At 62.3% G+C, this 23,553-nt stretch carries 23 protein-coding genes and 1 tRNA gene; 10 read left to right on the top strand and 14 right to left on the bottom strand.

Features of this window, described 5'->3' with window-relative positions:
* Positions 1-2: 2 nt before the first annotated feature.
* Positions 3-551, bottom strand: coding sequence for a ubiquinol-cytochrome C chaperone family protein (locus EY713_RS15320; RefSeq protein ID WP_245572745.1), 549 nt, complete (start codon positions 549-551; stop codon positions 3-5).
* Between the two features lie 161 nt (positions 552-712).
* On the opposite strand from EY713_RS15320, the gene EY713_RS15315 reads away from it, so the two are divergent.
* Entirely contained in the window at positions 713-1,174 is a 462-nt protein-coding gene (locus EY713_RS15315; protein ID WP_131116269.1) for an outer membrane protein assembly factor BamE, read from the top strand.
* Between the two features lie 97 nt (positions 1,175-1,271).
* Here EY713_RS15315 and EY713_RS15310 read toward each other — a convergent pair whose 3' ends face one another.
* Complete coding sequence (locus EY713_RS15310) at positions 1,272-3,410, bottom strand: sodium-translocating pyrophosphatase (protein WP_131116266.1); 2,139 nt, start codon at positions 3,408-3,410, stop codon at positions 1,272-1,274.
* Between the two features lie 168 nt (positions 3,411-3,578).
* On the opposite strand from EY713_RS15310, the gene thiM reads away from it, so the two are divergent.
* Together thiM and thiE are read left to right on the top strand one after the other, a co-directional pair.
* Complete coding sequence (thiM, locus tag EY713_RS15305; protein WP_245572744.1) at positions 3,579-4,412, top strand: hydroxyethylthiazole kinase; 834 nt, start codon at positions 3,579-3,581, stop codon at positions 4,410-4,412.
* Complete coding sequence (gene thiE / locus EY713_RS15300; RefSeq protein WP_131119797.1) at positions 4,412-5,041, top strand: thiamine phosphate synthase; 630 nt, start codon at positions 4,412-4,414, stop codon at positions 5,039-5,041. The genes thiM and thiE overlap by 1 nt, the downstream gene beginning before the upstream one ends.
* 43 nt (positions 5,042-5,084) lie before the next feature.
* Here thiE and thiL read toward each other — a convergent pair whose 3' ends face one another.
* The gene (thiL, locus tag EY713_RS15295; protein WP_131116265.1) at positions 5,085-6,071 is read right to left on the bottom strand and encodes a thiamine-phosphate kinase; all 987 of its coding nucleotides are present in this window, start codon (positions 6,069-6,071) and stop codon (positions 5,085-5,087) included.
* Positions 6,068-9,529: a DNA polymerase III subunit alpha gene (dnaE, locus tag EY713_RS15290; protein WP_210215276.1), complete on the bottom strand. Its 3,462-nt coding sequence runs from the start codon at positions 9,527-9,529 to the stop codon at positions 6,068-6,070. Before dnaE ends, thiL begins: the two co-directional genes overlap by 4 nt.
* 529 nt (positions 9,530-10,058) lie before the next feature.
* Here dnaE and EY713_RS15285 point away from each other — a divergent pair.
* Complete coding sequence (locus tag EY713_RS15285; RefSeq protein ID WP_131116262.1) at positions 10,059-11,186, top strand: ceramide glucosyltransferase; 1,128 nt, start codon at positions 10,059-10,061, stop codon at positions 11,184-11,186.
* 25 nt (positions 11,187-11,211) lie between these two features.
* Here EY713_RS15285 and EY713_RS15280 read toward each other — a convergent pair whose 3' ends face one another.
* Both EY713_RS15280 and EY713_RS15275 read right to left on the bottom strand, forming a co-directional pair.
* Positions 11,212-11,577 carry an antibiotic biosynthesis monooxygenase family protein gene (locus tag EY713_RS15280; protein ID WP_131116259.1) on the bottom strand — a complete coding sequence of 122 codons (366 nt, stop codon included), beginning with the start codon at positions 11,575-11,577 and terminating at the stop codon, positions 11,212-11,214.
* The gene (locus tag EY713_RS15275; protein ID WP_131116256.1) at positions 11,574-11,903 is read right to left on the bottom strand and encodes an NIPSNAP family protein; all 330 of its coding nucleotides are present in this window, start codon (positions 11,901-11,903) and stop codon (positions 11,574-11,576) included. The genes EY713_RS15280 and EY713_RS15275 overlap by 4 nt, the downstream gene beginning before the upstream one ends.
* 135 nt (positions 11,904-12,038) lie before the next feature.
* Between EY713_RS15275 and EY713_RS15270 the strand changes: the two genes are divergently transcribed.
* On the top strand, positions 12,039-12,770 hold the full coding sequence (locus EY713_RS15270) for an ArsR/SmtB family transcription factor (RefSeq protein ID WP_131116254.1): 732 nt from the start codon (positions 12,039-12,041) through the stop codon (positions 12,768-12,770).
* 101 nt (positions 12,771-12,871) lie between these two features.
* Here the strand turns inward: EY713_RS15270 and EY713_RS15265 are convergent, their stop codons facing one another.
* The 4 genes from EY713_RS15265 to rpiA all read right to left on the bottom strand — a co-directional run bounded on the left by EY713_RS15265 (position 12,872) and on the right by rpiA (position 17,280).
* Entirely contained in the window at positions 12,872-14,254 is a 1,383-nt protein-coding gene (locus tag EY713_RS15265; protein WP_131119793.1) for a class II 3-deoxy-7-phosphoheptulonate synthase, read from the bottom strand.
* A gap of 215 nt (positions 14,255-14,469) precedes the next feature.
* Positions 14,470-15,849: a glutathione-disulfide reductase gene (gene gor / locus EY713_RS15260; protein ID WP_131116251.1), complete on the bottom strand. Its 1,380-nt coding sequence runs from the start codon at positions 15,847-15,849 to the stop codon at positions 14,470-14,472.
* Positions 15,850-15,979: 130 nt separating this feature from the next.
* Positions 15,980-16,540, bottom strand: coding sequence for a DUF2059 domain-containing protein (locus tag EY713_RS15255; RefSeq protein WP_227400424.1), 561 nt, complete (start codon positions 16,538-16,540; stop codon positions 15,980-15,982).
* 11 nt (positions 16,541-16,551) lie between these two features.
* A complete protein-coding gene (rpiA, locus tag EY713_RS15250; RefSeq protein ID WP_131116248.1) occupies positions 16,552-17,280 on the bottom strand; it encodes a ribose-5-phosphate isomerase RpiA in 729 nt (242 codons plus the stop codon).
* A gap of 271 nt (positions 17,281-17,551) precedes the next feature.
* Here rpiA and EY713_RS15245 point away from each other — a divergent pair, with 271 nt between their 5' ends.
* The gene (locus EY713_RS15245; protein ID WP_227400422.1) at positions 17,552-17,869 is read left to right on the top strand and encodes a hypothetical protein; all 318 of its coding nucleotides are present in this window, start codon (positions 17,552-17,554) and stop codon (positions 17,867-17,869) included.
* 145 nt (positions 17,870-18,014) lie between these two features.
* Here the strand turns inward: EY713_RS15245 and EY713_RS15240 are convergent, their stop codons facing one another.
* Positions 18,015-18,383 carry a hypothetical protein gene (locus EY713_RS15240; RefSeq protein ID WP_131116245.1) on the bottom strand — a complete coding sequence of 123 codons (369 nt, stop codon included), beginning with the start codon at positions 18,381-18,383 and terminating at the stop codon, positions 18,015-18,017.
* Positions 18,384-18,571: 188 nt separating this feature from the next.
* Here EY713_RS15240 and EY713_RS15235 point away from each other — a divergent pair, with 188 nt between their 5' ends.
* Entirely contained in the window at positions 18,572-19,258 is a 687-nt protein-coding gene (locus tag EY713_RS15235) for an HAD-IA family hydrolase (RefSeq protein WP_131116242.1), read from the top strand.
* Positions 19,259-19,293: 35 nt separating this feature from the next.
* On the opposite strand, the gene EY713_RS15230 is transcribed toward EY713_RS15235, so the two are convergent.
* Both EY713_RS15230 and EY713_RS15225 read right to left on the bottom strand, forming a co-directional pair.
* Positions 19,294-20,007 carry a beta-ketoacyl-ACP reductase gene (locus EY713_RS15230; protein WP_131119787.1) on the bottom strand — a complete coding sequence of 238 codons (714 nt, stop codon included), beginning with the start codon at positions 20,005-20,007 and terminating at the stop codon, positions 19,294-19,296.
* Positions 20,008-20,136: 129 nt separating this feature from the next.
* A tRNA-Val gene (locus tag EY713_RS15225) sits at positions 20,137-20,211 on the bottom strand.
* A gap of 318 nt (positions 20,212-20,529) precedes the next feature.
* On the opposite strand from EY713_RS15225, the gene EY713_RS15220 reads away from it, so the two are divergent.
* A complete protein-coding gene (locus EY713_RS15220; RefSeq protein ID WP_131116239.1) occupies positions 20,530-21,120 on the top strand; it encodes a L,D-transpeptidase in 591 nt (196 codons plus the stop codon).
* Positions 21,121-21,176: 56 nt separating this feature from the next.
* Here the strand turns inward: EY713_RS15220 and EY713_RS15215 are convergent, their stop codons facing one another.
* Positions 21,177-21,542 (bottom strand): gamma-butyrobetaine hydroxylase family protein, encoded by a 366-nt coding sequence (locus EY713_RS15215; protein WP_131116236.1) that lies wholly within the window; start codon positions 21,540-21,542, stop codon positions 21,177-21,179.
* Positions 21,543-21,655: 113 nt separating this feature from the next.
* Between EY713_RS15215 and EY713_RS15210 the strand changes: the two genes are divergently transcribed.
* Both EY713_RS15210 and mctP read left to right on the top strand, forming a co-directional pair.
* A complete protein-coding gene (locus EY713_RS15210) occupies positions 21,656-21,868 on the top strand; it encodes a DUF3311 domain-containing protein (protein ID WP_210215275.1) in 213 nt (70 codons plus the stop codon).
* An 82-nt stretch (positions 21,869-21,950) separates the two neighbouring features.
* Complete coding sequence (gene mctP, locus EY713_RS15205; RefSeq protein ID WP_131116230.1) at positions 21,951-23,492, top strand: monocarboxylate uptake permease MctP; 1,542 nt, start codon at positions 21,951-21,953, stop codon at positions 23,490-23,492.
* The last annotated feature ends 61 nt before the right edge of the window (positions 23,493-23,553 follow it).

The following is a 23,553-nucleotide window of genomic DNA, read 5'->3' as shown; positions in this document are numbered from 1 at the left end:
GATCACGCGCCACTTGGAACGAAAAACGGGACAGGGTCCGGAAATGCGACCCCGTGGTTGAGGAAAGCAGTTGAATCCAGCGCATCCAAGGCAGCGGCGGATGCGCGAACGTAACGCGACATCGCATCGGCCGTCCGCAAACCACCGTAGACATTGCGCGACAGGGCGTCGGCCAAGCTCCCATCGGTCGTCCGTAAAGCCAGGTCGTAAGCCACCGATCGCCCGAGAAACGCTTCGGCCAATTTCTTCATCCGCTTCGGCACCGCCATGTCGCCGACCCCAAGCTCGCGCATCGCCGGATCGAGATGCCGGAAAACGGTGTCGATCAGATCCTGCCCCATCGCGGGCGCCGGATCTTGAAGGACGCGCAAGCGACGAACCACAAGGGCGAGATGCAAAACGAGCAGTTCGAACCGGCCATTGAACGTGTCTGGGACGTCGCCCGATTGATAAAAAACTGGGTTGCGGACGGCCGCGATGATGTCGTCGTTCAGCCGATCGATGATCTTGCGATTCGACGCAGCCCGGCCTCGATTGAACAAAAACGACATGGCATCCAGATTCAAGCATGCTGCCGAAGGATCACCCGTGGCACCTTGCTTTTGACGTGGTCGGGGGTTAGGCAACGGCGGGTTTGGATGCAAGAGAAAAGCGTCCGTCCGCCGATATTAACACGATCGGTGACTTGGTTCGGCATTCTTCGGAGACCATAATGCTGCGGTCGGCACAAGCCATATTCCCTTTCCCAAGCTTGGCCCGATGGGCGAGCGTTGCCGTCCTCGGTCTCTCACTCGGCGGCTGCCTCGGTTACGATGGGGAATATGCGCGCGGTTACGTCGTCGACCAGCATGCGCTTGATCAAGTCAAGGTCGGCTCATCGGCCGAGCAAGTCCTGGTGGTCCTTGGCACGCCGTCGACGACCTCCACGATCGGTGGCAGCGCCTGGTACTACATTAGCCAGAAGGTCGATCGTCCCCTCGCTTATTCGGCCGCCGAGGTCACGGATCAGCGCGTGATGGCGGTGTATTTCACACCGCAGAAGAAGGTCGAGCGCATCGCTAATTACGGGATGCAGGACGGTAAGGTGTTCGACTTCATCAGCCGCACCACACCGACCGGCGGCGCCGAGCAGGGCTTCGTGAAGAACCTCTTCCGCAACCTGCTGCGCTTCTAGCACAGACAATACGCGGTAGCCTCGGCTTAAGGGCGAGGCTACCGCCCCGAACAAACCCACGCAGCCAAGGCCGCGTGGGTTTTTTTGCGTCGCGGACCTAATGCGCCAAGATGGCGAGCAGCAGCAGCGCCACGATATTGGTGATCTTGATGGCCGGATTCACCGCCGGCCCCGCCGTATCCTTATAGGGATCGCCGACCGTATCGCCGGTCACCGATGCCTTATGGGCCTCGGACCCTTTATAATGGCGGATACCGTCCTTATCGACGAAGCCGTCTTCGAAGCTCTTCTTGGCATTGTCCCAAGCCCCACCGCCGGACGTCATCGAGATGGCGACGAATAATCCGTTGACGATGACGCCGAGCAACGACGCCCCGAGCGCCGCAAAAGCGCTGGCTTTCGATCCTGAGAGAGCCAGCACACCGAAATAGACGACCAGCGGCGCCAGCACCGGCAGCAACGAGGGGATGAGCATTTCCTTGATGGCGGCGCGCGTCAGCATGTCGACGGCGCGACCATAGTCCGGCCGATCGGTTCCTTGCATGATGCCAGGCTTCTCGCGGAATTGGCGCCGTACCTCTTCGACCACCGAACCGGCCGCACGCCCCACCGCCGTCATGGCGATGCCGCCGAACAGGTAGGGGATCATCCCGCCAAAGATCAGTCCGGCCACGACATAGGGATTGGAGAGATCAAACGACACGACACCCACGTCCTTGAAATACGGGATCGTGTCGCCGTGCGCCGAGAAGAAGGCGAGATCGTTCGAGTAAGCCGCGAAGAGCACCAGCGCGCCAAGGCCCGCCGAGCCGATCGCATAGCCTTTGGTTACGGCTTTGGTGGTGTTGCCGACGGCGTCGAGCGCATCGGTCGCGTGCCGAACCTCTTTGGGAAGACCGGCCATTTCGGCAATGCCACCAGCATTATCGGTGACTGGCCCGAACGCATCGAGCGCCACGATCATCCCGGCCAGTCCTAACATCGTCGTGACCGCGATCCCGGTCCCGAACAACCCCGCGAGTTGGTAGGTGAAGATGATCCCGCCAACGATCACAAGGGCCGGCAGCGCGGTCGATTCGAGCGAGACCGCGAGACCCTGGATCACGTTCGTGCCATGGCCCGTGACCGAGGCTTGCGCGATCGACACGACCGGCCGCTTGCCGGTGCCGGTGTAATATTCGGTGATCACAACGATCAGGCCCGTGACGACCAGACCGAGAATTCCGCAGAAGAACAGATGTAGCCCGGTGATGGGACGTCCCGCGACGGTCCCGATTTCGCCCCAGCCGATCATGAAATGCGTCGCGATCGCGAGTCCGGCGATCGAGAGCAGCCCGGTCACGATCAACCCCTTGTAGAGGGCTCCCATGATCGAGTTATTGGCGCCGAGCTTGACGAAATAGGTCCCGGCGATCGAGGTGATGATGCAGGTGCCGCAAATTGCGAGCGGATAGACCATGGCACCGGCCAACACGGCCTGTCCCGCGAAGAAAATCGAGGCGAGCACCATCGTGGCCACGACCGTGACCGCATAGGTCTCGAAGAGATCAGCCGCCATGCCGGCGCAATCGCCGACGTTATCCCCGACGTTGTCGGCGATGGTGGCCGGGTTGCGGGGATCGTCCTCCGGAATACCAGCCTCGACCTTGCCGACGAGATCCGCCCCGACATCCGCTCCCTTGGTGAAGATGCCGCCACCGAGACGCGCAAAGATCGAGATCAGCGATGCTCCGAACCCGAGCGCCACAAGCGCGTCGGTGACCTCGCGATTATCGATCGCAAGACCCATCGGGCCGGTCAGCACGGCGAAATAACCGGCGACTCCGAGAAGCGCCAAGCCGGCCACGAGCATGCCCGTGACTGCGCCGGCCTTGAACGCGATGTCCAGCCCACCGGCCAGCGACTGGGTCGCGGCTTGGGCGGTCCGCAAGTTCGCACGGACCGACACGTTCATGCCGATGAACCCTGCCGCACCCGACAAGACGGCGCCGATCAAAAACCCGATCGCCACGACACCGGAGAGAAGGAACCACAGTCCCGCGAAGATGACGACGCCAACGATCGCGATCGTCAAATATTGCCGACGCAGATAGGCCTGCGCGCCTTCGGCGATGGCGCCGGCGATCTCCTGCATCCGCAGACTGCCCACGTCGGCCGCCAACACGTCTCGGATCGTCACGCCGCCGTAAACAAGTGCCAGCAAGCCGGCTAACAAGATAAGCCAAATCGGGTTCATTGAGAGATTGCCCTTTTCCTTGGTCGATTCCCTTGATCTTGGCGTACGCACCGCTCGATCATTCGCGTCGGCTTTATTCTCGCACGTACACGAAAGTTGTGACAGAAAGCCCGGAGCACCGCAACGCGTGATGGCGGCCGAAACGTCGAGCAATCAAAGGGATGAGTGATGACGACCGAGGCGATCGCGAGCCCGATGGCAACCCGGATCGGGCAGGCACTCGACCGCCTGCGGGAGCGTCGTCCCCTGGTCCAGAACATCACCAACTATGTGTCGATGGACATTGCGGCGAACGCGCTTCTGGCGCTCGGCGCGTCGCCCGCGATGGTCCATGCGCCCGAAGAGATCGACGATTTCGGCCGCCTCATCCAGGCCCTGGCGATCAACATCGGCACGCTGTCGTCGGATTGGGTGGCGGCCATGGCGCTCGCCGCGACCGTGGCGCATGAGCGCGGAACGCCGTGGGTTCTCGATCCGGTCGGCGCGGGTGCGACCCGGTTCCGCGACGCCTCCGTCCAACAGCTGCTCCCGTTTGGCCCATCCGTCATCCGCGGCAATGCCTCGGAGATCATGGCGGTTGCGGCCTCCTGCGGCCTCGGCCTCTCCGCAGCACGCCCGAAAGGTGTCGATAGCGCCAATACGACCAGCGAGGCGGAAGTCCTATCGATCGAGCTTGCCCGGCATGTCGGCTGTGTCGTGGTCGCGACCGGCGCGATCGATTTCATCACCGACGGACGCCGCCAGGCGCATCTCGCCAATGGATCTCCCCTGATGATGCAGGTAACAGCAATCGGCTGTTCCCTATCGGCCATTACGGCCGCGTTCTGCGCCATCGAGCCCGATCGCTTCGACGCCGCGGTGGCGGCACTGGCGGTCGTCGGCATCGCCGGCGAGCGGGCCGCCGCTCAAACAGCCCGACCCGGCTCGTTTCGAACCGCTTGGATCGATCAACTCGCGGCACTGGACGCGACCGCCATCACGTCTGATTTGAAACTGTCGTGATGGCGCCCTGTCGGGAGATTTACCGGCTCTGCCTCGTCACCGACCGCGATCTTGCGGGCACCCGCGGGCTTGTCTCCATTGTCGGTTCCGCCGTCGCGGGCGGTGTCACCATGGTGCAACTGCGCGAGAAGACGGCTCCGACGCGCGCCTTCGTCAACGAAGCTCGCGCGCTGATGTCGGTGCTGCGGCCGCTCGGCATCCCGCTCCTGATCAACGATCGCGCTGATGTCGCGCTGGCGGTCGGCGCCGATGGCGTTCATGTCGGGCAGGACGACATGGAGATCGACATGCTGCGCCATCTCCTCGGACCCAACGCCTTGATCGGCCTCTCGATTACCAAAGACAGTGATCTCGCCGAGAGCGCTGCGACGCGCGCCGACTATCTCGGGATCGGGCCGATCTTCCCGCAATCGACCAAGCCCGATGCGGCCTCCCCCATCGGGCTCGCGGGCCTCGCCGCGATGCGTCGCCGCACCACAAAGCCTATCCTAGCGATCGGCGGCATTACGTTGAACAATGCGGCATCGATCCTCAAAGCCGGTGCCGATGGCCTGGCGGTCGTGAGCGCCATCATGGCGGCCCGAGACCCGGCTGCCGCCGCATCCGCGTTCCGCTCCATCACGATGTAGGAACGCGCGATCCAAGAATTTCCGCCATAGGCGGAAGCTGGCGTCAATAATGGCTGTAAGATCCTTTGGCGAAGGTGATGGTCGAGCCATCTGGCCCGACGATGTCGAGCGGATCGGACCCGTCCAGAACCTCTCCGATGGCAGTCACCAAAATGCCGGCCCGACCTGCGGCCCCCTCGAAACCTTTCGCGGCGACCGGTGGAACGGTGGCGATGATCTCGTAATCGTCACCCCCCGTCGCAATGGTTTCGAGCAGATCCGCATCGATCCGAAGCGCCGCTTTGGCCGCGCTCGAAAGCGGCAGACGCCCAAGATCGAGACGTGCCGAGACGCCGGACCCGCGCATCATCTTGGTCAGGTCGCCAACGAGGCCGTCGGAAACATCCATCCCGGCATGGGCCGCTAAGAGCGCCGTGCGAAGACCAAGCCGAGGCTGCGGATGCAGGTATCGGTCGAGCAGATGCGCCCGATCCGCCCCAGTGGCCGATGAGGTCCAATCGCTACCGGTCGATTGCCGAAGGCGCAAGCCGAGGGCCGCATCCCCGATCGTGCCCGAGCAGTAGATGATGTCACCGGGGCGCGCGGTCGTCCGGCGCAGCATCGCGGCGGCCGGCACCTCGCCCAAAGCCGTGATCGACAGACACAGGGGACCCGGCGTCGAAACCGTGTCGCCACCGATGAGCGGACAGGCGAACTTTGCCGCATCCTCGCCCAATCCCTCCGCAAAAGCTTGCAGCCAATCGGCCGTCCAATCCGCAGGCAGGACGAGCCCGAGCAGAAACCCGACCGGGCGGCTCCGCTTCGCCGCGAGATCCGAGAGATTGACTCGAAGCGCCTTGCGGGCAATCGAAGCCGGTGGATCATCGGCGAAAAAATGCACACCCGCCACCAGCGCGTCCTTGGTGAGGACGAGCTCCTGCCCGGCCGACACCCCCAGCAACCCCGCATCGTCGCGTAACTCCAGCGCGGCTGGCCCGGCCAGCGGCGCAAAGAAACGCGCGATGAGATCGTCTTCGGACACTTGTGTCATACGTTTTCGACCGCGACGACGCCCGGCACCGCCTTCAAGGCGCCAGCCATCAGGGGCGACAGGCTGAACTTGCCCGGCAGCTTGACCTCCACCTCACGGAGGCCATCGTCCATCATGACGACAAATGAGACCTCGCCATCGCCCTTTTTATCGAGGCGGCTCGCAATCGTGGCGAGTGGCGCGACATCCCGCACGTGGATACGCAGCCCTTTCTGCGCTCGATGAGCCGCTTGATCGAGCCCCTCGGCCGTGAGAATGCGGCAACGCACCTCGTCGCCTTCAGCGCTAGCCTGCACCGTGATCAACACGGCGGATCCCTTTTCGAACAGGTCGCGATGCTCGTTCAGGGTCTCTTGGAACATGATCGCTTCATATTGACCCGACGCGTCCGACAGATTGACGATGCCGATCTTGTTGCCGGATTTCGTCCGGCGCTCCATCCGGTCGAGCACGGTCGCGGCAAGGCGCGCGCTCGTCGCACCGCCCTTCACGGCACGCGAGAACTCCGCCCAACGCTGGATGCGGAGCCGCTTGAGAATGGCTTCGTAGTCGTCGAGGGGATGACCCGACAGAAAGAATCCAACCGCATCGAACTCCCGGCGCAATCGCTCGGCTGCGGGCCACGCATCGGCCAGCGGTAAGCGGAAGGCGCTTTCGACGTCGGAGGCGCCGAATAAAGCACTCTGGCCGGCGCGGCGCTCGTCGCCCGCACGCGTCGCCATGCCGAGCACTTGTTCCACTCCGGCAAAGACGCGCGCCCGATCCGTCTCGAACTCATCGAAGGCGCCGGCGGCCGCAAGGCTCTCGAGCACCTTTTTGTTGACGTCGCGAGAGGTCAGCCGCAACGCAAAATCGGCGAGCGAGCTGAAGCGTTTGCTCCCCCGCGCCGCGACGATGGCGGCGATCTGCCCTTCCCCCGCGCCCTTGATGGCCGACAAAGCGTAGACGATGGCGGGCGGATCGTCCCGCGTGACGTCGAAATCGACACCGGACCGGTTCACCGAAGGTGGTTCGACCTTGATGCCGAGCCGCCGCGCCTCGTTGCGAAATTCTGACAGCTTGTCGGTGTTGGCTTTATCGAGCGTCATTGAGGCGGCGAGAAACTCGACCGGATAATTGGCTTTCAGATAAGCAGTTTGATAGGCGATCAAGGCATAGGCGGCGGCGTGGCTTTTGTTGAAGCCGTAATCGGCAAATTTGGCCAGAAGATCGAAGATCGTATTGGCCGTTTCGGTCTTGACGCCGCGCTCGACAGCACCGCTCACGAAGCGATCGCGCTGCGCGTCCATCTCGGCCTTGATCTTCTTGCCCATCGCGCGGCGCAGCATATCGGCCTCGCCGAGCGAATAACCCGACAGCATCTGGGCGGCCTGCATCACCTGTTCCTGATAGATGATGACGCCATGCGTCTCCTTCAGCACCGCCTCGAGTTTTGGATGCGGATATTCGGCGACTTCCTCGCCAAGCTTTCGGGCGCAATAGACCGGAATATTGGCCATCGGACCCGGCCGGTAGAGGGCCACGAGCGCGATCAGATCCTCGAACCGATCAGCGCGCATGTCGACCAGGGCTTTTCGCATTCCGACGCTTTCCAGCTGGAACACGCCGACCGTTTCGCCCCGTCCGAGCATGGCATAGGTTTTAACGTCGTCGATCGGGATGGCCGACAGATCGACCTTGATGCCGCGTTGGGCGATGAGTGTCACGGCCGTCTGCAGAACCGTCAGGGTTTTCAAACCCAGAAAGTCGAATTTGACCAGACCGGCCGGCTCGACCCATTTCATGTTGAACTGCGTTGCCGGCATATCCGACTTCGGGTCGCGATAGAGCGGCACGAGCTCATCGAGGGGGCGGTCGCCGATCACGATACCGGCCGCATGGGTCGAGGCATTGGAATAGAGCCCCTCCAGCGTCTTCGAGATCGACAAAAGACGCTCCACCCGCGGTTCGGTCTCGGCGGCTTCCTGCAGACGCGGCTCGCTCTCGACAGCCTGGGCCAAGGTCACCGGGTTAGCCGGATTCTGCGGCACCAGCTTAGCGAGCTTATCGACCTGCCCGAGCGGCATTTCGAGCACCCGCCCGACGTTGCGGAGCACGCCCCGCGCCAAAAACGACCCGAACGTGATGATCTGCGCCACGCGATCGACCCCGTAGCGTTGCCGCACATAGGCAATGACCTCGTCCCGCCGGTTCTGGCAAAAGTCGATGTCGAAATCCGGCATCGAAATGCGTTCGGGATTGAGAAAGCGCTCGAACAAGAGCCCGAAGCGCAGGGGGTCGAGGTCGGTAACGGTCAGCGCATAAGCCACGAGCGACCCTGCGCCCGACCCGCGCCCCGGGCCGACCGGAATGTCATGCGCCTTCGCCCATTTGATGAAATCCGCGACGATCAGAAAGTAGCCCGGAAACTTCATATTGATGATGACGTCGAGCTCAAACGCAAGCCGCTGGCGGTAGACGTCTTCGCTCATGCCGGGCGCGGTGCCATGGCTGGCGAGCCGCGCATCGAGCCCCTGCTCGGCCTGCTGGCGGAGGGCCGCCACTTCGTCGAGCGGCTCGCCATTCAGCGCGGTGAAGTTCGGGAGGATCGGCTTCCGGGTTCGCGGCCGGTAGGAGCAGCGCTGCGCGATCTCCACCGTATGAGCGGTGGCTTCCGGAAGGTCGCCGAAGAGAGCCAGCATTTCAGCACGCGTCTTGAACCGATGCTCCGCCGACAATTGGCGTCGATTTGGCGTGCCGAGGACGGCGCCTTCGGAGATGCAGATCAGCGCGTCATGGGCCTCATGATCGGCCTGCGTGGCGAAGAATGGCTCGTTGGTGGCGACGAGGCGCAGGTCCCGACGATAAGCCAGATCGATGAGTTGCGGCTCGACCCGTCGCTCCTCGTCGAGAGAATGACGCTGGAGTTCCACGTAAAGACGATCATCGCCGAACAGGCTGACGAGACGATCGAGCCTCTGTGCCGCATTATCGGCTCGATCGACGGCGAACAACCGATCGATGGGACCGGAGGGCCCACCCGTCAGCGCGATCAAGCCAGCATGGCTTTCCGACAGGCGCTGGAAACTCACATGCGGCGGCTCGCCAGGTGTCGGATCGAGATAGGCCCGCGATGCGATCCGCATGAGATTGGCGTAGCCGACCTCAGTGGCACCGAGCAAGACGATGGCGCCTCGACCCGCCTTGGCCACATCGAAGCGCCCTGCAACGGCCGCTCCATCGCCGAAATCAACGACGATCTGAAGGCCGACGATCGGCTGAATGCCTTCCTTGGATAATTTCTCAGAAAACTCGAGCGCGCCGAACAGGTTATTGCTGTCTGTGATCGCCAGAGCCGGCATGCGATCCTGCGCCGCGAGCTTCGCGAGCTTGCCAATGGTCAGCGCGCCTTCGCGCAAGGAAAACGACGAATGCACATGAAGGTGCACGAAACCAGGCTCGTTCGTATCCGCAACCAAAACATGATCCTTCAAAGGCAACCCGGTTCCGCCACCGCGGCGCCGGTCACTACTTTGACCGCCGATCGGCGACGCGTCGAGCGTTAGGCCGGCTCGTCAACAGAAAGCTGACATGCGCTTGGAGGCCGAACATCGCTCGATCGCCGCTTGATCGACCGACACCGGATCAACTCCCCCTCAAAATATCCAAGCCATGGTTCCGGGGTTCGCCAGGATCGCCACGCCAGACAGGAATGCGGCGAGGCATGCGAGCTCGATCACGTCTTCAAACAAGGCACGAACCATGGGTCTCTCCTCCGCTTTCAAACAGTATGTTCTTGTTTTGTTCTATGTCAAGCCGGATATCGGCTCCTCTGGTGTCCGGCGGCGTAACTCAAACGACGCAGACAATCGAAATATTGTTGATGACCACGTTAGCGGATCATGTGTCCCGTGCGTTGACGCTAGACTTGGACGATTGTTTCGTGCAGGCAAATACAGCTTTAGCCTGCCAATGAATTATCTTTAACTCTGAATAACGGACCGGACCATGACGGTAGCGCAATGTGCGGCTGGGTTTTGCTTCATCATGACGACCGTGCAGGTCGTAAGCACGACCATCGCACGTTATCGTTGCCCGGAGCGCAAGACACCGCTCGCCGCGCCAGCCGATGCTCCGCCGGTCAGCATCGTTCGTCCGGTATGCGGCCTCGAAAATTATGCTGAAGAGACGCTCGGTTCGAGCTTTCATCTTGATTATCCGGATTATGAAGTCTTGTTCTGTGCCGCGCGCGCGGATGATCCTGTTCTGCCTCTGCTGAAGCGGTTGATCGATGCCAACCCGGGTGTACCGGCCCGCATCCTGATCGGAGATGATTGGATCAATGCCAATCCGAAGCTGAACAATGTCGCCAAGGGTTGGCACGCCGCCGCTCATGACTGGATCGTGATGGCCGATTCAAACGTGCTGATGCCAGGCGACTACCTGCAGCGCCTGCTTGCGGCATGGCGTCCGGATACGGGTCTCGTCTGCTCGACACCGATCGGCTCACACCCCGATGGATTCTGGGCCGATGTCGAATGCGGTTTCCTCAATAGCCTGCAGGCGCGCTGGCAATATGCGGCCGAAGCCATCGGGCTCGGCTTCGCGCAAGGCAAGACGATGCTTTGGCGTCGCGACATCCTTGAGTCTGCGGGAGGCATCACGGCGCTCGGAGCCGAAATCGCGGAGGACGCGGCCGCCACCAAACTGGTTCGCCGCAAGGGGTTGCGGGTTCGGCTCGTCGACAGCCCCTTCGAGCAACCTTTGGGGCGTCGTAAGCTGTCCGAGGTGTGGGCGCGCCAGACGCGCTGGGCACGACTTCGCCGCGTCACCTTCCCGATGTTCTTTCTGCCCGAGATCTTGTCCGGCTCCCTTCTCAGCCTGTTGGCAGGCGCCTATGCGGCCTGGGCCAATGGTTACGATCCCATTCTCGCGGGATTGCTGGTCTGGGTGATCTGGCTGGCTGCGGAAGTCCAACTCGCCCTGAGTGCCGGATGGCGCTTCACCTGGACCTCGCCGTTTGCCTGGATGATCCGCGACCTGATGCTTCCTCTCATTTTTGTCAGCGCTTTGGCGGCGGATGATTTCGTCTGGCGCGGTAACGAGATGGACGTCAAAGAGAGTAAGCAGACCTGACGTCCCACGCCGATCTGCTCTCGCTTCACCTGGCTTTGGTGTCGCCCTCTGCATGAACAAGGAGGCTATCGGGAGGTGCCTCGTCGCGATCGTTCATGCCGTAATCGCGGATGACCTCGGCGACACGAAGACGATAATCGGTGAAGACGCTCGATCGCCCACGGATCTGCGTCGACCGATGCGCTCTGGAGTTCCGCCACTGACGAACGGCCTCTTGGTCTCGGAAGAACGAGAGCGACACCATCCGGTTTGATGCCGAGACGCTTTGAAACCGCTCAACCGACAGAAATCCATCGATCGCCTCGAGGTCGCGGCGCAAGGCCGCGGCTAAAGCCAAATAGTCTTTGCGTCCGTCCTCCGCCAGATCGACCTCGAAAATCACCGCGATCATGGCTTTACCAGCGTCGCATGGGGGGCGGAGACCAACCGGAGAAACAATCGCTCTTCGCGGAGGATGAACCTTTCGCGCTTGGCGAACTCGTAATTGTCACGGCCAAGCTGATCGTCTTTAAGGCGTGCGCGATAGGCTTCATAGGCCGCGAGATCATCGATATTGTAGATGCCGTAGGCGGTCGTGGTCGATCCTTCATGAGGCGCGAAATAGCCGATCAGATCGGCCCCGCAGCGCGGTATGGCTTGTCCCCACGTGCGAGCATAGTGCTCGAAAGCGTCGACGCGAAACGGATCGATGTCGTAGCGGATGATACATGTGAGCATGAGCGGTCCCTTTGGCGTATTGCCAAATCGTTCGTAGACCGCGCTCACGCGACGATGCTTCGGCCGTGACCGAAGCATGACCGACATTGTCTATGCGACGACAATCCGCAATGTCCTCACACTTGGAGATGATCGATGCTGACCACGACCGGGATTGCCGAAATTGGGGCGCTTGTCGGCGACCCCGCCCGGATCGCGATCTTGATTGCGCTGATGGATGGACGTGCGCTCACCGCCGCCGAATTGGCAAAGGTAGCGGGCGTCACGCCCCAGACGACGAGCGGCCATCTGGGCCGGTTGACGGAAGCGGGTCTGCTGAGAGTGCAGCCGCAGGGACGGCATCGGTTTCATCGACTCGCGTCATCCACGGTCGCGACGATGCTCGAAGGCATCATGGCGGTGGCGTCGGAGCCGGGCCATCGCCGGCCCCGCAAGGTTCGGACCGGTCCGCGCGACGCGGCGATGCGGCGAGCGCGCTGCTGTTATGACCATCTTGCCGGCGAGGTCGCGGTTGCCATCGCTGATCGCCTCATCGAGCGCGGCTACATCGGCGACATGGAGGGCGGCTGCGATCTGACCAATGAGGGCACCGCATTCCTCCGCTCGATCGGGGTCGACGTCGATGCGGCGACCACCCGCGCCACACAGGGTCGCCTGTTTTGCCGTCCCTGTCTCGATTGGAGCGAGCGACGTCCGCACGTCGCCGGGACGCTTGGCGCCGCCTTCCTCAACGCCTGTTTCGAGCAAGGCTGGATGCGGCCCATCGAGGGGTCCAGAGCCGTAGCAATCACCCACCCCGGTCAACGCGCGCTCGATGTCTACTTCGGCATCGAACACGAGGGGCGTTGCGCTTCGCCCCCTAATTGAACGCTTCACGCAAAGCGCCAGGGCCGCATGGCCTCGTCAAAAGACCAGCAAGTTGACGATGCGCGTCACCACGAGCGCCAGACATGGCTATGCGCTAGCTCCTATTCGGCGGCGTCTGCCCGGCTCGTGTCTTGCGCGTTGCCCCGCTCGGCCTTGAGCAGGTCCGCGACTTTAAACGCCACTTCGATCGATTGATCGGCGTTGAGGCGCGGGTCGCAATAGGTGTGGTAGCGATCGTGCAGTTCCGCTTCCGAGATCGCGCGCGCGCCGCCCGTGCATTCGGTGACATTCTTGCCGGTCATTTCGAGATGGACGCCGCCCGCATAGCTTCCCTCGGCCTGATGCACGTCGAAGAAATGCTTGATCTCCTCCATGACTCGCTCGAACGGACGGGTCTTGTAGCCGGACGCGGTCTTGATCGTGTTTCCGTGCATCGGATCGCAGGACCAGACGACGGTGCGCCCCGCCGCTTCCACCGCGCGAACCAGTTTCGGCAAGTGATCGCCCACCTTGTCGGCCCCAAACCGACAGATCAGCGTCAGGCGGCCAGCTTCGTCGGCCGGATTGAGCACGTCGATCAGGCGGAGCAGATCGTCGGGCTGCAGCGACGGACCGCATTTCAAGCCGATCGGGTTTTTGACGCCGCGGCAATATTCGACATGCGCGTTGCCGAGTTGGCGCGTCCGATCGCCGATCCAGATCATATGTCCCGAAGTGGCGTAATAGTCGCCGCTGGTGGAATCGATCCGCGTGAGGGCTTGTTCATAGCCCAGCAGCAAGGCCTCGTGCGAGGTGTAGAAATCGGTTTGGCGAAGTTCGGGGTGCCGTTCCGCATCGAGACCGATCGCCTTCATAAAGCCGAGTGTCTCGGTGATGCGGCCGGCGAGTTCCTCGTAGCGGCTGGCCTGGGGGCTATCTTTGACGAAGCCGAGCATCCAGCGATGGGCGTTTTCGAGATTGGCATAGCCGCCGGTCGCGAAGGCACGCAGCAGGTTGAGGGTGGCGGCCGACTGCCGATAGGCGTCGAGTTGACGTTGCGGGTCCGGGATGCGGGAGGCTTCGTCAAAGGCAATGCCGTTGACGATGTCGCCGCGATAGCTCGGCAGTTCCACGCCATCGATGATCTCGTTGGGGGTCGAGCGCGGCTTGGCGAACTGGCCCGCGATCCGTCCGACTTTGACCACTGGCGAGGCGGCCGCGAACGTCATGACGACGGCCATCTGCAAGAAGACGCGGAAGAAATCGCGGATGTTGTCGGCCGCATGCTCCTCGAAAGCCTCGGCGCAGTCGCCGCCCTGGAGCAGGAATGCCTTGCGGTTCGCCACATCGCCCAAGGCGCGCGTGAGCTTCCTGGCTTCGCCCGCGAAAACCAACGGGGGGAATTTGCCAAGCTGCGTCTCGACCTGGGCTAACGCGTTGAGGTCCGGATAGACCGGCACTTGCTCGATCGGCTTCGAGCGCCAGCTCGTCGGCGACCAGCCCATCGACGAGGACATGTCGGACCGCGCCGCTTGGGGTCCATGGTCGCCGGCGGCGCGCAGCTCTGGCATCTTAAACTCTCCTCGCGCGTCTCTCCTTGTCCGAAGACAGGGTAGCGGCGCGTCAACAACGGTGGCGGGGCTTATACACCAGCGCCGCGTCCGGTCCATCCATCAATCCGGCCCTGGGCGGACGACGCCGTCACGCAGTCTGAGGGCGCCTATGCCTCGCGCACGTAGCGCGCGGTGCGCGTTCGCATCGTCACGAGTTCTTCGGCGGCTGTCGGATGGACCGCCATCGTGGCGTCGAAGTCCCGCTTGGTGGCGCCCATTTTGACCGCGATGCCCAGAAGCTGCGCCATCTCGCCCGCATCGGTGCCGAGAACATGCACGCCGACCACCCGATCGGTTGCGCCGTCGACCACAATTTTCATCATGGTTTTCGTGGAACTACCCGAGATGGTCGATTTCATCGGCCGAAACGAGGTCTTGTAGATGTCGACGACGTCGAGAGTGCTGCGTGCCTCTTCCTCGGTCAGTCCCACCGTGCCGAGTTCGGGCGTCGTGAAGACCGCCGTCGCGATGGCATGATGTTCGACAGGTGTCGGTTTATCGCCGAACAGCGTATCGGCCAGCGCATGCCCTTCGCGGATCGCGACCGGCGTGAGGTTGACCCGATTGGTCACGTCTCCGATCGCATAGATCGACGGTACGCTGCTGCGCGAGAAGCCATCGACCTTCACCGAGCCATCCTCCGCGAGTTCGACGCCAACATGCTCCAAACCAAGATCGCGGGTGGCGGGACGGCGCCCCGTCGCGAGGAGGACCTGGTCGACCACCAGCGTCGAGGCGTCACTCAAGCGAACATGCAGACCATCGGCGTGCCGCTCGATCCCAAGAACCGATAGTCCCGGACGCAGATCGATGCCGGAGGCCTGCAGCTCCGCCGTCAGGCCGTCGCGCATGTCGCCATCGAACCCACGCAGGATCGTCTGACCGCGAAACGCGACCGTGACGCGCGATCCAAGACGCACGAAGATGGACGCGAACTCCAGCGCCACATAGCCTGCGCCCACGGCCAGAAGCCTCTTGGGAAAGTCCGGCAGGTCGAAAATCTCATTCGAGCTGATGGCGAGGTCGAGGCCCGGCACATGCGGCCGATGCTCGGGCACGCCGCCGGTCGCCACCGCAATATATTTCGCCGCGAAGCATCGCCCGTTGGCGAGCATCACATGGTTCGGCCCCGTCACCGTCGCGCGACCCTGATGCAGCGCGACACCGGCCTTCTCGAGATTGGCCGCATAGATGGCCGACAAGCGGGTGATCTCCCGCTCCTTGGTGGCGACGAGGTGACCCCAATCAAAGCTCGCTTGCGGTCGCGACCAGCCAAATCCTTCGGACTGCTCGAACTCGTCGGCAAACCGGCTCGCATAGACATAGATCTTCTTGGGGACGCAGCCGCGAATGACACAGGTCCCACCGACGCGAAAATCTTCCGCGATCGCAACCTTGGCGCCGTAACCAGCGGCGATGCGCGCGGCACGCACGCCGCCCGATCCTGCACCGATCACGAAAAGATCGACCTCTTCGTCCGCCGTCATCGTCTCGGGCCCGTTTGGATGCGCTTGGACCGGCGTCGCGGCGATCCCGCGCGCCCTCCAAGCTCTCGTTCATGTGGGTATCGCGTGACTTGCGACAAGCGTTTCGCTCGTCGCGGTCAAAGGCGTCGGATCAGAAGTCGTTGTGACCCTTCTTGATCATTTCCTGGCGCACGCGTGTCATCATGATTGAAGACAATTTCTGCGTCCAAGACTGCATCGCGACGACGAGTTCGTCCAACATCGCGGGCTGAATATCGACGTATTTCTTGCCGACCGGGCTGTTGAAGAAAGCCGCCGTATCCTTCAATTCCTGCTCGCTCATCCGGCGTGCGTAGATATGCGCCGCAATATCCGTCATCTGCTCGCCGTCTTTGACAAACTCGGGCTGCAAGTCCTTCAGCACGACTGTCAAGTCAGCCGTCAGTTCGGGACGCGTCCGCGTCAACATCGGCACGATCTGCTCGGTCAATTGCGGAACCATCGGCTCGAACGAGCGCGACATGCCGGATGACACGACGACATCACGGGCAGCCGCGAGCGCCGAAGCCGGCGGCTCCGGCTGGCTGACATCCGGCACCGGCGCGGGGGTCGCGGTCTGAGCGAAGGCCGGGAGGCCCGTGCCGAGAGCGAGCACGAGAGCGCCCAGGCCAAAGGCAACACGGCGCTGAGACGGGCGGATCGACATGAACATTCTTGAGCTTCCTATCGCGATGAAGATGAGGTGTGGTCGGGGGCGACAACGCAGGCCGCTCCGTCCACATTGGTGATGACTGACTGTGCGATGCCGATGAACAGACCATGTTCGACGACCCCGGCGATGGCGAGCAGAACATCGCTGAGCGCGACGGGATCGGCGATCGACCCAAAGTGACAATCGAGAATGAGATGGCCACCGTCGGTCATGAATGGCGTCTTGTCCGGGCCAGTCCTCAGCACGAGGTTGCCGTGCAGGCCGATCGCGGCGCAATCCCGCTCGATAAGCCTCCGCGTCGCGGCGAATCCGAACAGGTTGACCTCGACCGGCAATGGAAAACGCCCGAGGTGCGACACGGCTTTCGATGCGTCGGCGATGACGATCATCCTGTCCGACGCCGTCGCGACAATCTTCTCGCGCAACAGCGCGCCGCCGCCGCCCTTGATGAGCCGCAGTGCTGGATCATATTCGTCGGCGCCATCGATCGTCAGGTCGAGTTGTGGCAACTCGTCGAGCGTCGTCACGTCGAGGCCAAGCGAGGTCGCCTGCGCTCGGATCCGTTCCGAGGTTGGAACACAGCGCACCCGCAAACCGCTCTTCACGCGCTCAGCCAACAGATCGACGAAGATTTTGGCTGTCGTGCCGCTGCCAAGTCCGAGCTTCATGCCGTCGTCGACGAACGACAAGGCGCGCTCGGCAACCTGGCGCTTCATCGTGTCGGGATCACTCTCGGCCATGGGCGCATCTCTCGGAAAGCACAGCGGACGGTTGGCTGGCGAAACGTTGCTGCGACCGGATTGGCCGGTTCGATCGCCTCCCGCCTCATGTTGCCTTTCGGTAGCGGCTTCGCGCCAAAAACGCAATTCGCTCCGTTTGCTGCGACATGAACAGAATATTTGCCTTGTTTTCATGCACGGTTCAGGTCGTGGGCGATACTCTCATCAGACGATCGAAGCCGCTTCGCCGTCGTCCACCGTCCGAACCGGCTTCATTGGAGGAGCTGTTAACATGTCCGCGTTGAAGAAGACCCTGTTGGCCGGATTGGCGGCCCTAACGTTGACCGCAGGCGTCGCGACATCGTCGGCCCCCGCGTCAGCATGGTATCGCGGAGGCGGCTGGGGAGCCCCGGTCGCGGCCGGCGTCATTGGTGGATTGGCGGCTGGCGCCATCATCGGCAGCGCGGCCCGACCCTATGGGTATGGCTATGGGTACGGATATCCGGCCTATGCCGAGCCGGCTTACGAGCCCTGCTATCGCTCGCGTCGTCCGGTCTACGACGAATACGGCAACTTTGCCGGCTATCGTCCCGTTCGCGTCTGCAACTGAGTTTGCGAGCATGACGGGCACTGAGGGCCCGTCATGCTCCACGATCGCCCCCGCGTGGCCCGCTCGGCGCCGCGTTGGCGACAGGACCCCTCGGTTTGCGCCCCACCGAGGGGTCTTTGCTTTTTCGTGTTCCGCTCTCGTGCCGTCATTTCGCCGGCGGCGTGCACACGACTGTGTCATTCAGCACGTAACAGATCGACATCGTTCCGGCTCGTAGGTCGACGCGGAACACGCCCCCTTCGCGAACGTGATGCGATGCGATCAGCGAATATTCGCTTTGCGCCTGAGGGCCGGCGCCATCTCCGGGCTGATAACAAAGTGTCGCGCCCACCTTCCCCTCGGTCAGGCCATATTGGCACGCGCCCATCTCGCCTGTCGCCCGATCGAGCCGATAGACTCGATTGAGATCGGTTTCCGGCGCCGCGAGAAACTCGTAGCTGGCGGCTCTTGCGGTCTGGGCGCATGTCGCGGCCAAGATCAACGCAAGTGCCACGCGGCTGAACCAAGAAGACATTCGTTCAACTCCACATTTTCCGAAACGATCGCCCGATCATTGGATAATCACAAGCTCTCGACAATTTGAAGCGGCGAAACACGAGAGCTTCGCTTTGATGATTGCGAGATCGGCCAATCTCTGGCAGGCGGATCGCCGTTAGTTTGCGGCCGCGCGCCGACCATGGCTCTTTCCGGTTAGGATCTTCGATGCCCGCAGCCCCGCTGATCGTCTTCGATCTCGACGGAACACTCGCCGAAACGGCCGGTGACCTGATTGCCACATTGAACGTCATTCTGGCGCAGGACGGCATCGGGCCGATTGCGATCGATCAAGCGCGCGTTCTTCTCGGCTCCGGGGGACGAGCCTTGATCCAGCGAGGCTATGCATCGGTCGGCCGCAGCGTCGACACAACGCGGCTCGAGATCCTGTTCAAGCAGTTCCTCGCTCATTACGATGCTCACATCGCCGATCACAGCCATCTCTTCCCTGGCGTCGTCGCGGCTTTGGATCGGCTGGACGCAGCCGGTTACCGTTTCGCGGTCTGCACCAACAAGATGGAAGCCCCTTCGGTCAAGCTGCTGACCGCTCTCGGCATCGTCGACCGTTTCCAGGCCATCTGCGGGCAAGATACTTTCGCGGTCTTCAAGCCCGATCCCGACGCTCTCTTCGGCACGATCGAGAAGGCGGGCGGCCTGCCGGACACCAGCATCATGATCGGCGATTCGGTCACCGACATCGCCACCGCCAAAGCGGCTAAGATTCCAGTTATCGCGGTGGACTTCGGTTACACGGACAAGCCGGTCGCCGAACTCGGGCCGGACCGCGTCATCTCACATTTCGATCAACTGTTTGACGCCGTGGCATCCATCCAGGCAAGCCGACGATCGGCCTGAGGCCAAATCACGTCGAAGCCGAACCGGCGTCGTCATCAGAGATACTGGCCGCCGTTGGCACTCCACACTTGCCCCGTGACGAAACTCGCTTGGTCGGACGCCAGGAACGCCACGATCGCGGCGATATCGTCAGGCTTGCCGAGCCGTCCCACCGGAATGCCGGCAGCCTCTCGCCGCAACGCGTCCGGCGGCATGGCGGACGTCATCGGACTTTCGATGAAGCCCGGTGCTACGCAATTGGCGCAGATGCCCTTGCCGGCCAATTCCAACGCGATGCTTTTGGTAAAGCCGATCAGCCCGGCCTTGGCAGCCGCATAATTCGCTTGCCCGATCTGTCCTTTCAGGCCGCTGATCGAGGAAATGTTGATGATGCGGCCCCACCCGCGCTGCCGCATACCCGGCACGAGACACCGAACCGTATTGAATGCGGAGGTGAGGTTGACGTCGATCACAGCCTGCCATTGCGACACCGGGTCCATCTTATGGACCATGCCATCCCGCGTGATGCCGGCATTGTTGACCAGGATATCGATGGGTCCGCCGTCGGCCTCCACCTCGGCCAACACCCGCTCGACCGCAGCGAACTGGCTCACGTCCAATTCGTAGGCGCGGTGATCCCGCCCCTTCTCACCCGTCGTCGCGATGGTTCGATCAACGATCACGACGTCATGTCCGTCCTGTCGAAGCGTCGCCGCGATCGCGGCGCCGATGCCGCGCGAACCGCCGGTGACGAGCGCACGCCGCGGCACGGCGCGCTCAAGGGATCGCGTCATTGGTATTGTCCTTCGTTGGAGTACCGCCATCGCCGCACCATCAGAAAGGCGGGATATCCGAGGCTCATGCCCAGAAGCCTAACGTTTCAGGCTGCTCGATGAGAATGGTGGGCGCGACAGGGATTGAACCTGTGACCCCTCCCGTGTGAAGGGAGTGCTCTCCCGCTGAGCTACGCGCCCGCGACATCTGCGGTTTGATGCGGATAGAGGCCGAGGCCCGCCAAGTCAAGCGATCCGCATCGTCACTCTCGCGGCGCATCATCGCAGCGGCGTAGTTGATCGCGTCGATTCATCAAAACTTTACAAGTCATCCGAGCACAAATCCGAAGTTTCGAAGGCGAAACTGTGGCGCGGCAGCAACGACGGGCTGCAGAATGCGTGCTGCGTAGCAAACTCCGTTGCTGAAGCAACAAGACTACCCGCACTATAAAGACACGCGAATCGGGTAGACCGCCCTCCCAAAACCTTGGGTTACCCGCGTCATCAACGAGGCATTCGATGAGCCGTAACAGACTTGCTTTGGCCGGGCTCGTGGCAGGGCTTTTGCTCTCTGCCGCCTCAATGCCGGCTCGGGCCTATGAAGGCACCTTCTTCCTCCAGCAACAACAGCCGCGGTCCTTCGCAGACGATGGTCGACCGCTCGAAATCGCGATCCCGCGCGAGACCGTGGCCTATGACGGTCCATACGGTCCCGGCACGATCGTGATCTCGACCGAGGAACGACGTTTATACTACGTCCTCCCCGATCATCAGGCGATCAAATATGGTGTCGGCGTCGGTCGCCCCGGCTTCGATTGGGCCGGCACGAAGACCGTGGTGGCCAAGCGTGAGTGGCCGGATTGGACCCCGCCAGCCGAGATGATCCGCCGCCGCCCCGATCTGCCCCGCCACATGGCTGGCGGAATCGAGAATCCCCTCGGCGCGCGCGCCATGTATCTCGGCGGCACGCTGTACCGCATCCACGGCTCGAACGAGCCGGACACGATCGGCCAAGCGGTATCGTCCGGGTGTATCCGGATGACAAACGACGACGTCGCGGACCTCTATGACCGCGTCAAGATCGGCACGCGCGCCGTCGTGATGCGCTGATCGATCGATCCTTCGACAAACGGAAAGGCCGGTTCGCCCGGCCTTTTTTGTTGCGATCAGCCGCGCGCCAGACCTTTGGCCTCGAGATCGGCGAGATAGGCGGCCCAGACGGTCGCTTGCGTCGCGCCGAGTTCGTGCAGATACCGCCACGTGAACAGCCCGGTGTCGTGTCCGTCGTCAAAGCGGAGCTTCACGGCATAATGTCCAACCGGGTCCGCCGCCACGATCGCGACATCGCGCTTGCCACCCACGACCTTTCGGTCCGCAGGCGAATGCCCCTGAACTTCAGCGCTGGGGCTCTTCACGCGCAAATATTCCGCCGAAAGATCGTAGCTCGCGCCATCGTCGAACGTGATTCGGAACGTGCGACCGCCATCGCGGACGCGAAGCTCGGTCGGCCAGTGCTGTCGGTCGTCCACCATGGGTCGTGCTCTTTCCGCCGGATTGGCGCTGTAAAATGGCCTCGATCGACGCGGGATGCCTTGTCGACCGGGCTCGTCCTTCTATAGTGCCGGCACTGATGGCGGGAGAAGACATGTCCGAACGAGGAGCGAGGCGCGCGTCCAGCAACAAGCTGACGCCATGGCATCTTCTGCTGCTGATCCCCTATGTGGCCGTGCTGTGGGTGCCGTTCTACAACGCGGTCGAGCCGAGCTTTTTCGGTTTTCCCTTTTTCTACATCTATCAGATGGCTTGGGTCGTCCTGAGCTCGATGCTGGTCGCCATCGTCTACGTCGCAACGCAATAAACGAGCAACCACAAGGTCCAGCCCGCGCAGCTAAACCGCGAGTATCGGATCGAGAGGCTAAGCTTGTGCCTGGGGAGGAATAATGTCTGTCAATTGGGTCGCGCTCGCGGTGTTCGTGCTGTTTTTCGGCAGCATCACGATCCTGGGCTTCGTGGCCGCCAATTGGCGCAAGGGCGATCTCGATCTCCTGCATGAGTGGGGCCTCGCCGGCGGCCGCTTCGGTACGCTGGTGACGTGGTTCCTGATCGGCGGCGACATCTACACGGCCTACACGTTCATCGCGGTTCCGGCCCTCGCGTTCGGCGCGGGCGCGATCGCCTTCTTCGCGGTTCCTTACACGACCATCATCTACCCGATGACCTTCGTGATCTTTCCGCGCCTCTGGTCGGTCTGCCGCCAACACGGCTACATCACCTCGGCGGATTTTGTACGCGGCCGGTTCGGCAATCGCTGGCTGGCGCTCGCGGTCGCGCTCACCGGCTTGATGGCGACGATGCCTTATATCGCACTGCAGCTTGTCGGCCTTCAGGTCATCATCGGCGCGATGGGCATTGAAACCAGCGGCATCCTGGGTGACCTGCCGCTCATCATCGCCTTCATCATCCTTGCGGTCTTCACCTATAAATCAGGCTTGCGCGCCCCGGCCGCCATCGCGGTCGTCAAGGACGTGATGATCTATGTGACGATCTTCGCGGTGCTGATCGTGGTTCCGGCCAAGCTCGGTGGGTTCAGCGGCATCTTCGCGGCGGTCTCGCCCAGCAAGCTGATACTCGCCTTGCCGCCGGCCGGATCGACCGGCATGTATTCGGTCTATGCGACGCTGGCGCTCGGCTCGGCCGCAGCGCTCTTTCTCTACCCCCATGCGATCACGGCTGTGCTTAGTTCGTCGAGCCGGGACGTCATCCGTCGCAACTCGGTGCTGCTCCCGGCCTATTCTCTAGTGTTGGCATTCATCACGCTGCTAGGCTTCATGGCGGTCGGGGCGCATCTCGACAAGCTGCCGGAATTTTCCGAGCTCTTCGCCCGCTATAAGGCGAATGCTGCGGTGCCAGCGCTTTTCCTCAATATGTTTCCGAGCTGGTTCGTTGGCTTCGCTTTCGCGGCGATCGGTATCGGCGCCCTTGTGCCGGCCGCCATCATGTCGATCGCGGCCGCGAACCTTTGGACCCGCAACGTCTATATCGAGTTCATCAACCCGAACGCGACACCGCTGGCCGAAGCCCGTATGGCCAAGTGGGTGTCGCTCGTGGTCAAATTCGGCGCCCTATTCTTCATCCTGTTTTTGCCGCTTGATTACGCCATCCAGTTGCAATTGCTCGGCGGCGTCTGGATGAGCCAGACGCTTCCGCCGGTGTTGATCGGGCTGTTCACGCGCTGGCTGAACTCCTGGGCGCTGCTTCTCGGCTGGGCCACTGGTATCGGGCTCGGCACCTGGATGGCGGCTCTCACCGGGTTCAAGAGTGCCAATTACGCCTTGACGATCGGCGGCTTTACGATCCCGGCCTATGCAGCCGTCTACGCGCTTTCGGCGAATATCGTCGTCGCGGTGGTCGTAACTGCGCTGATCAACATGATCGGCCAGCGCGAAACACGGGACGCGACGGTCGCCGCAGACTATATGTAGGCGTGAAGTGAGCCCGCCTGTGGCGATGGGCGCTTCCATTTGGCCGGAGACAAACTATCTC

Source organism: Lichenihabitans psoromatis, assembly GCF_004323635.1.
GTDB lineage: Bacteria > Pseudomonadota > Alphaproteobacteria > Rhizobiales > Beijerinckiaceae > Lichenihabitans > Lichenihabitans psoromatis.
This window is presented reverse-complemented; position numbering and strand designations above follow the sequence as displayed.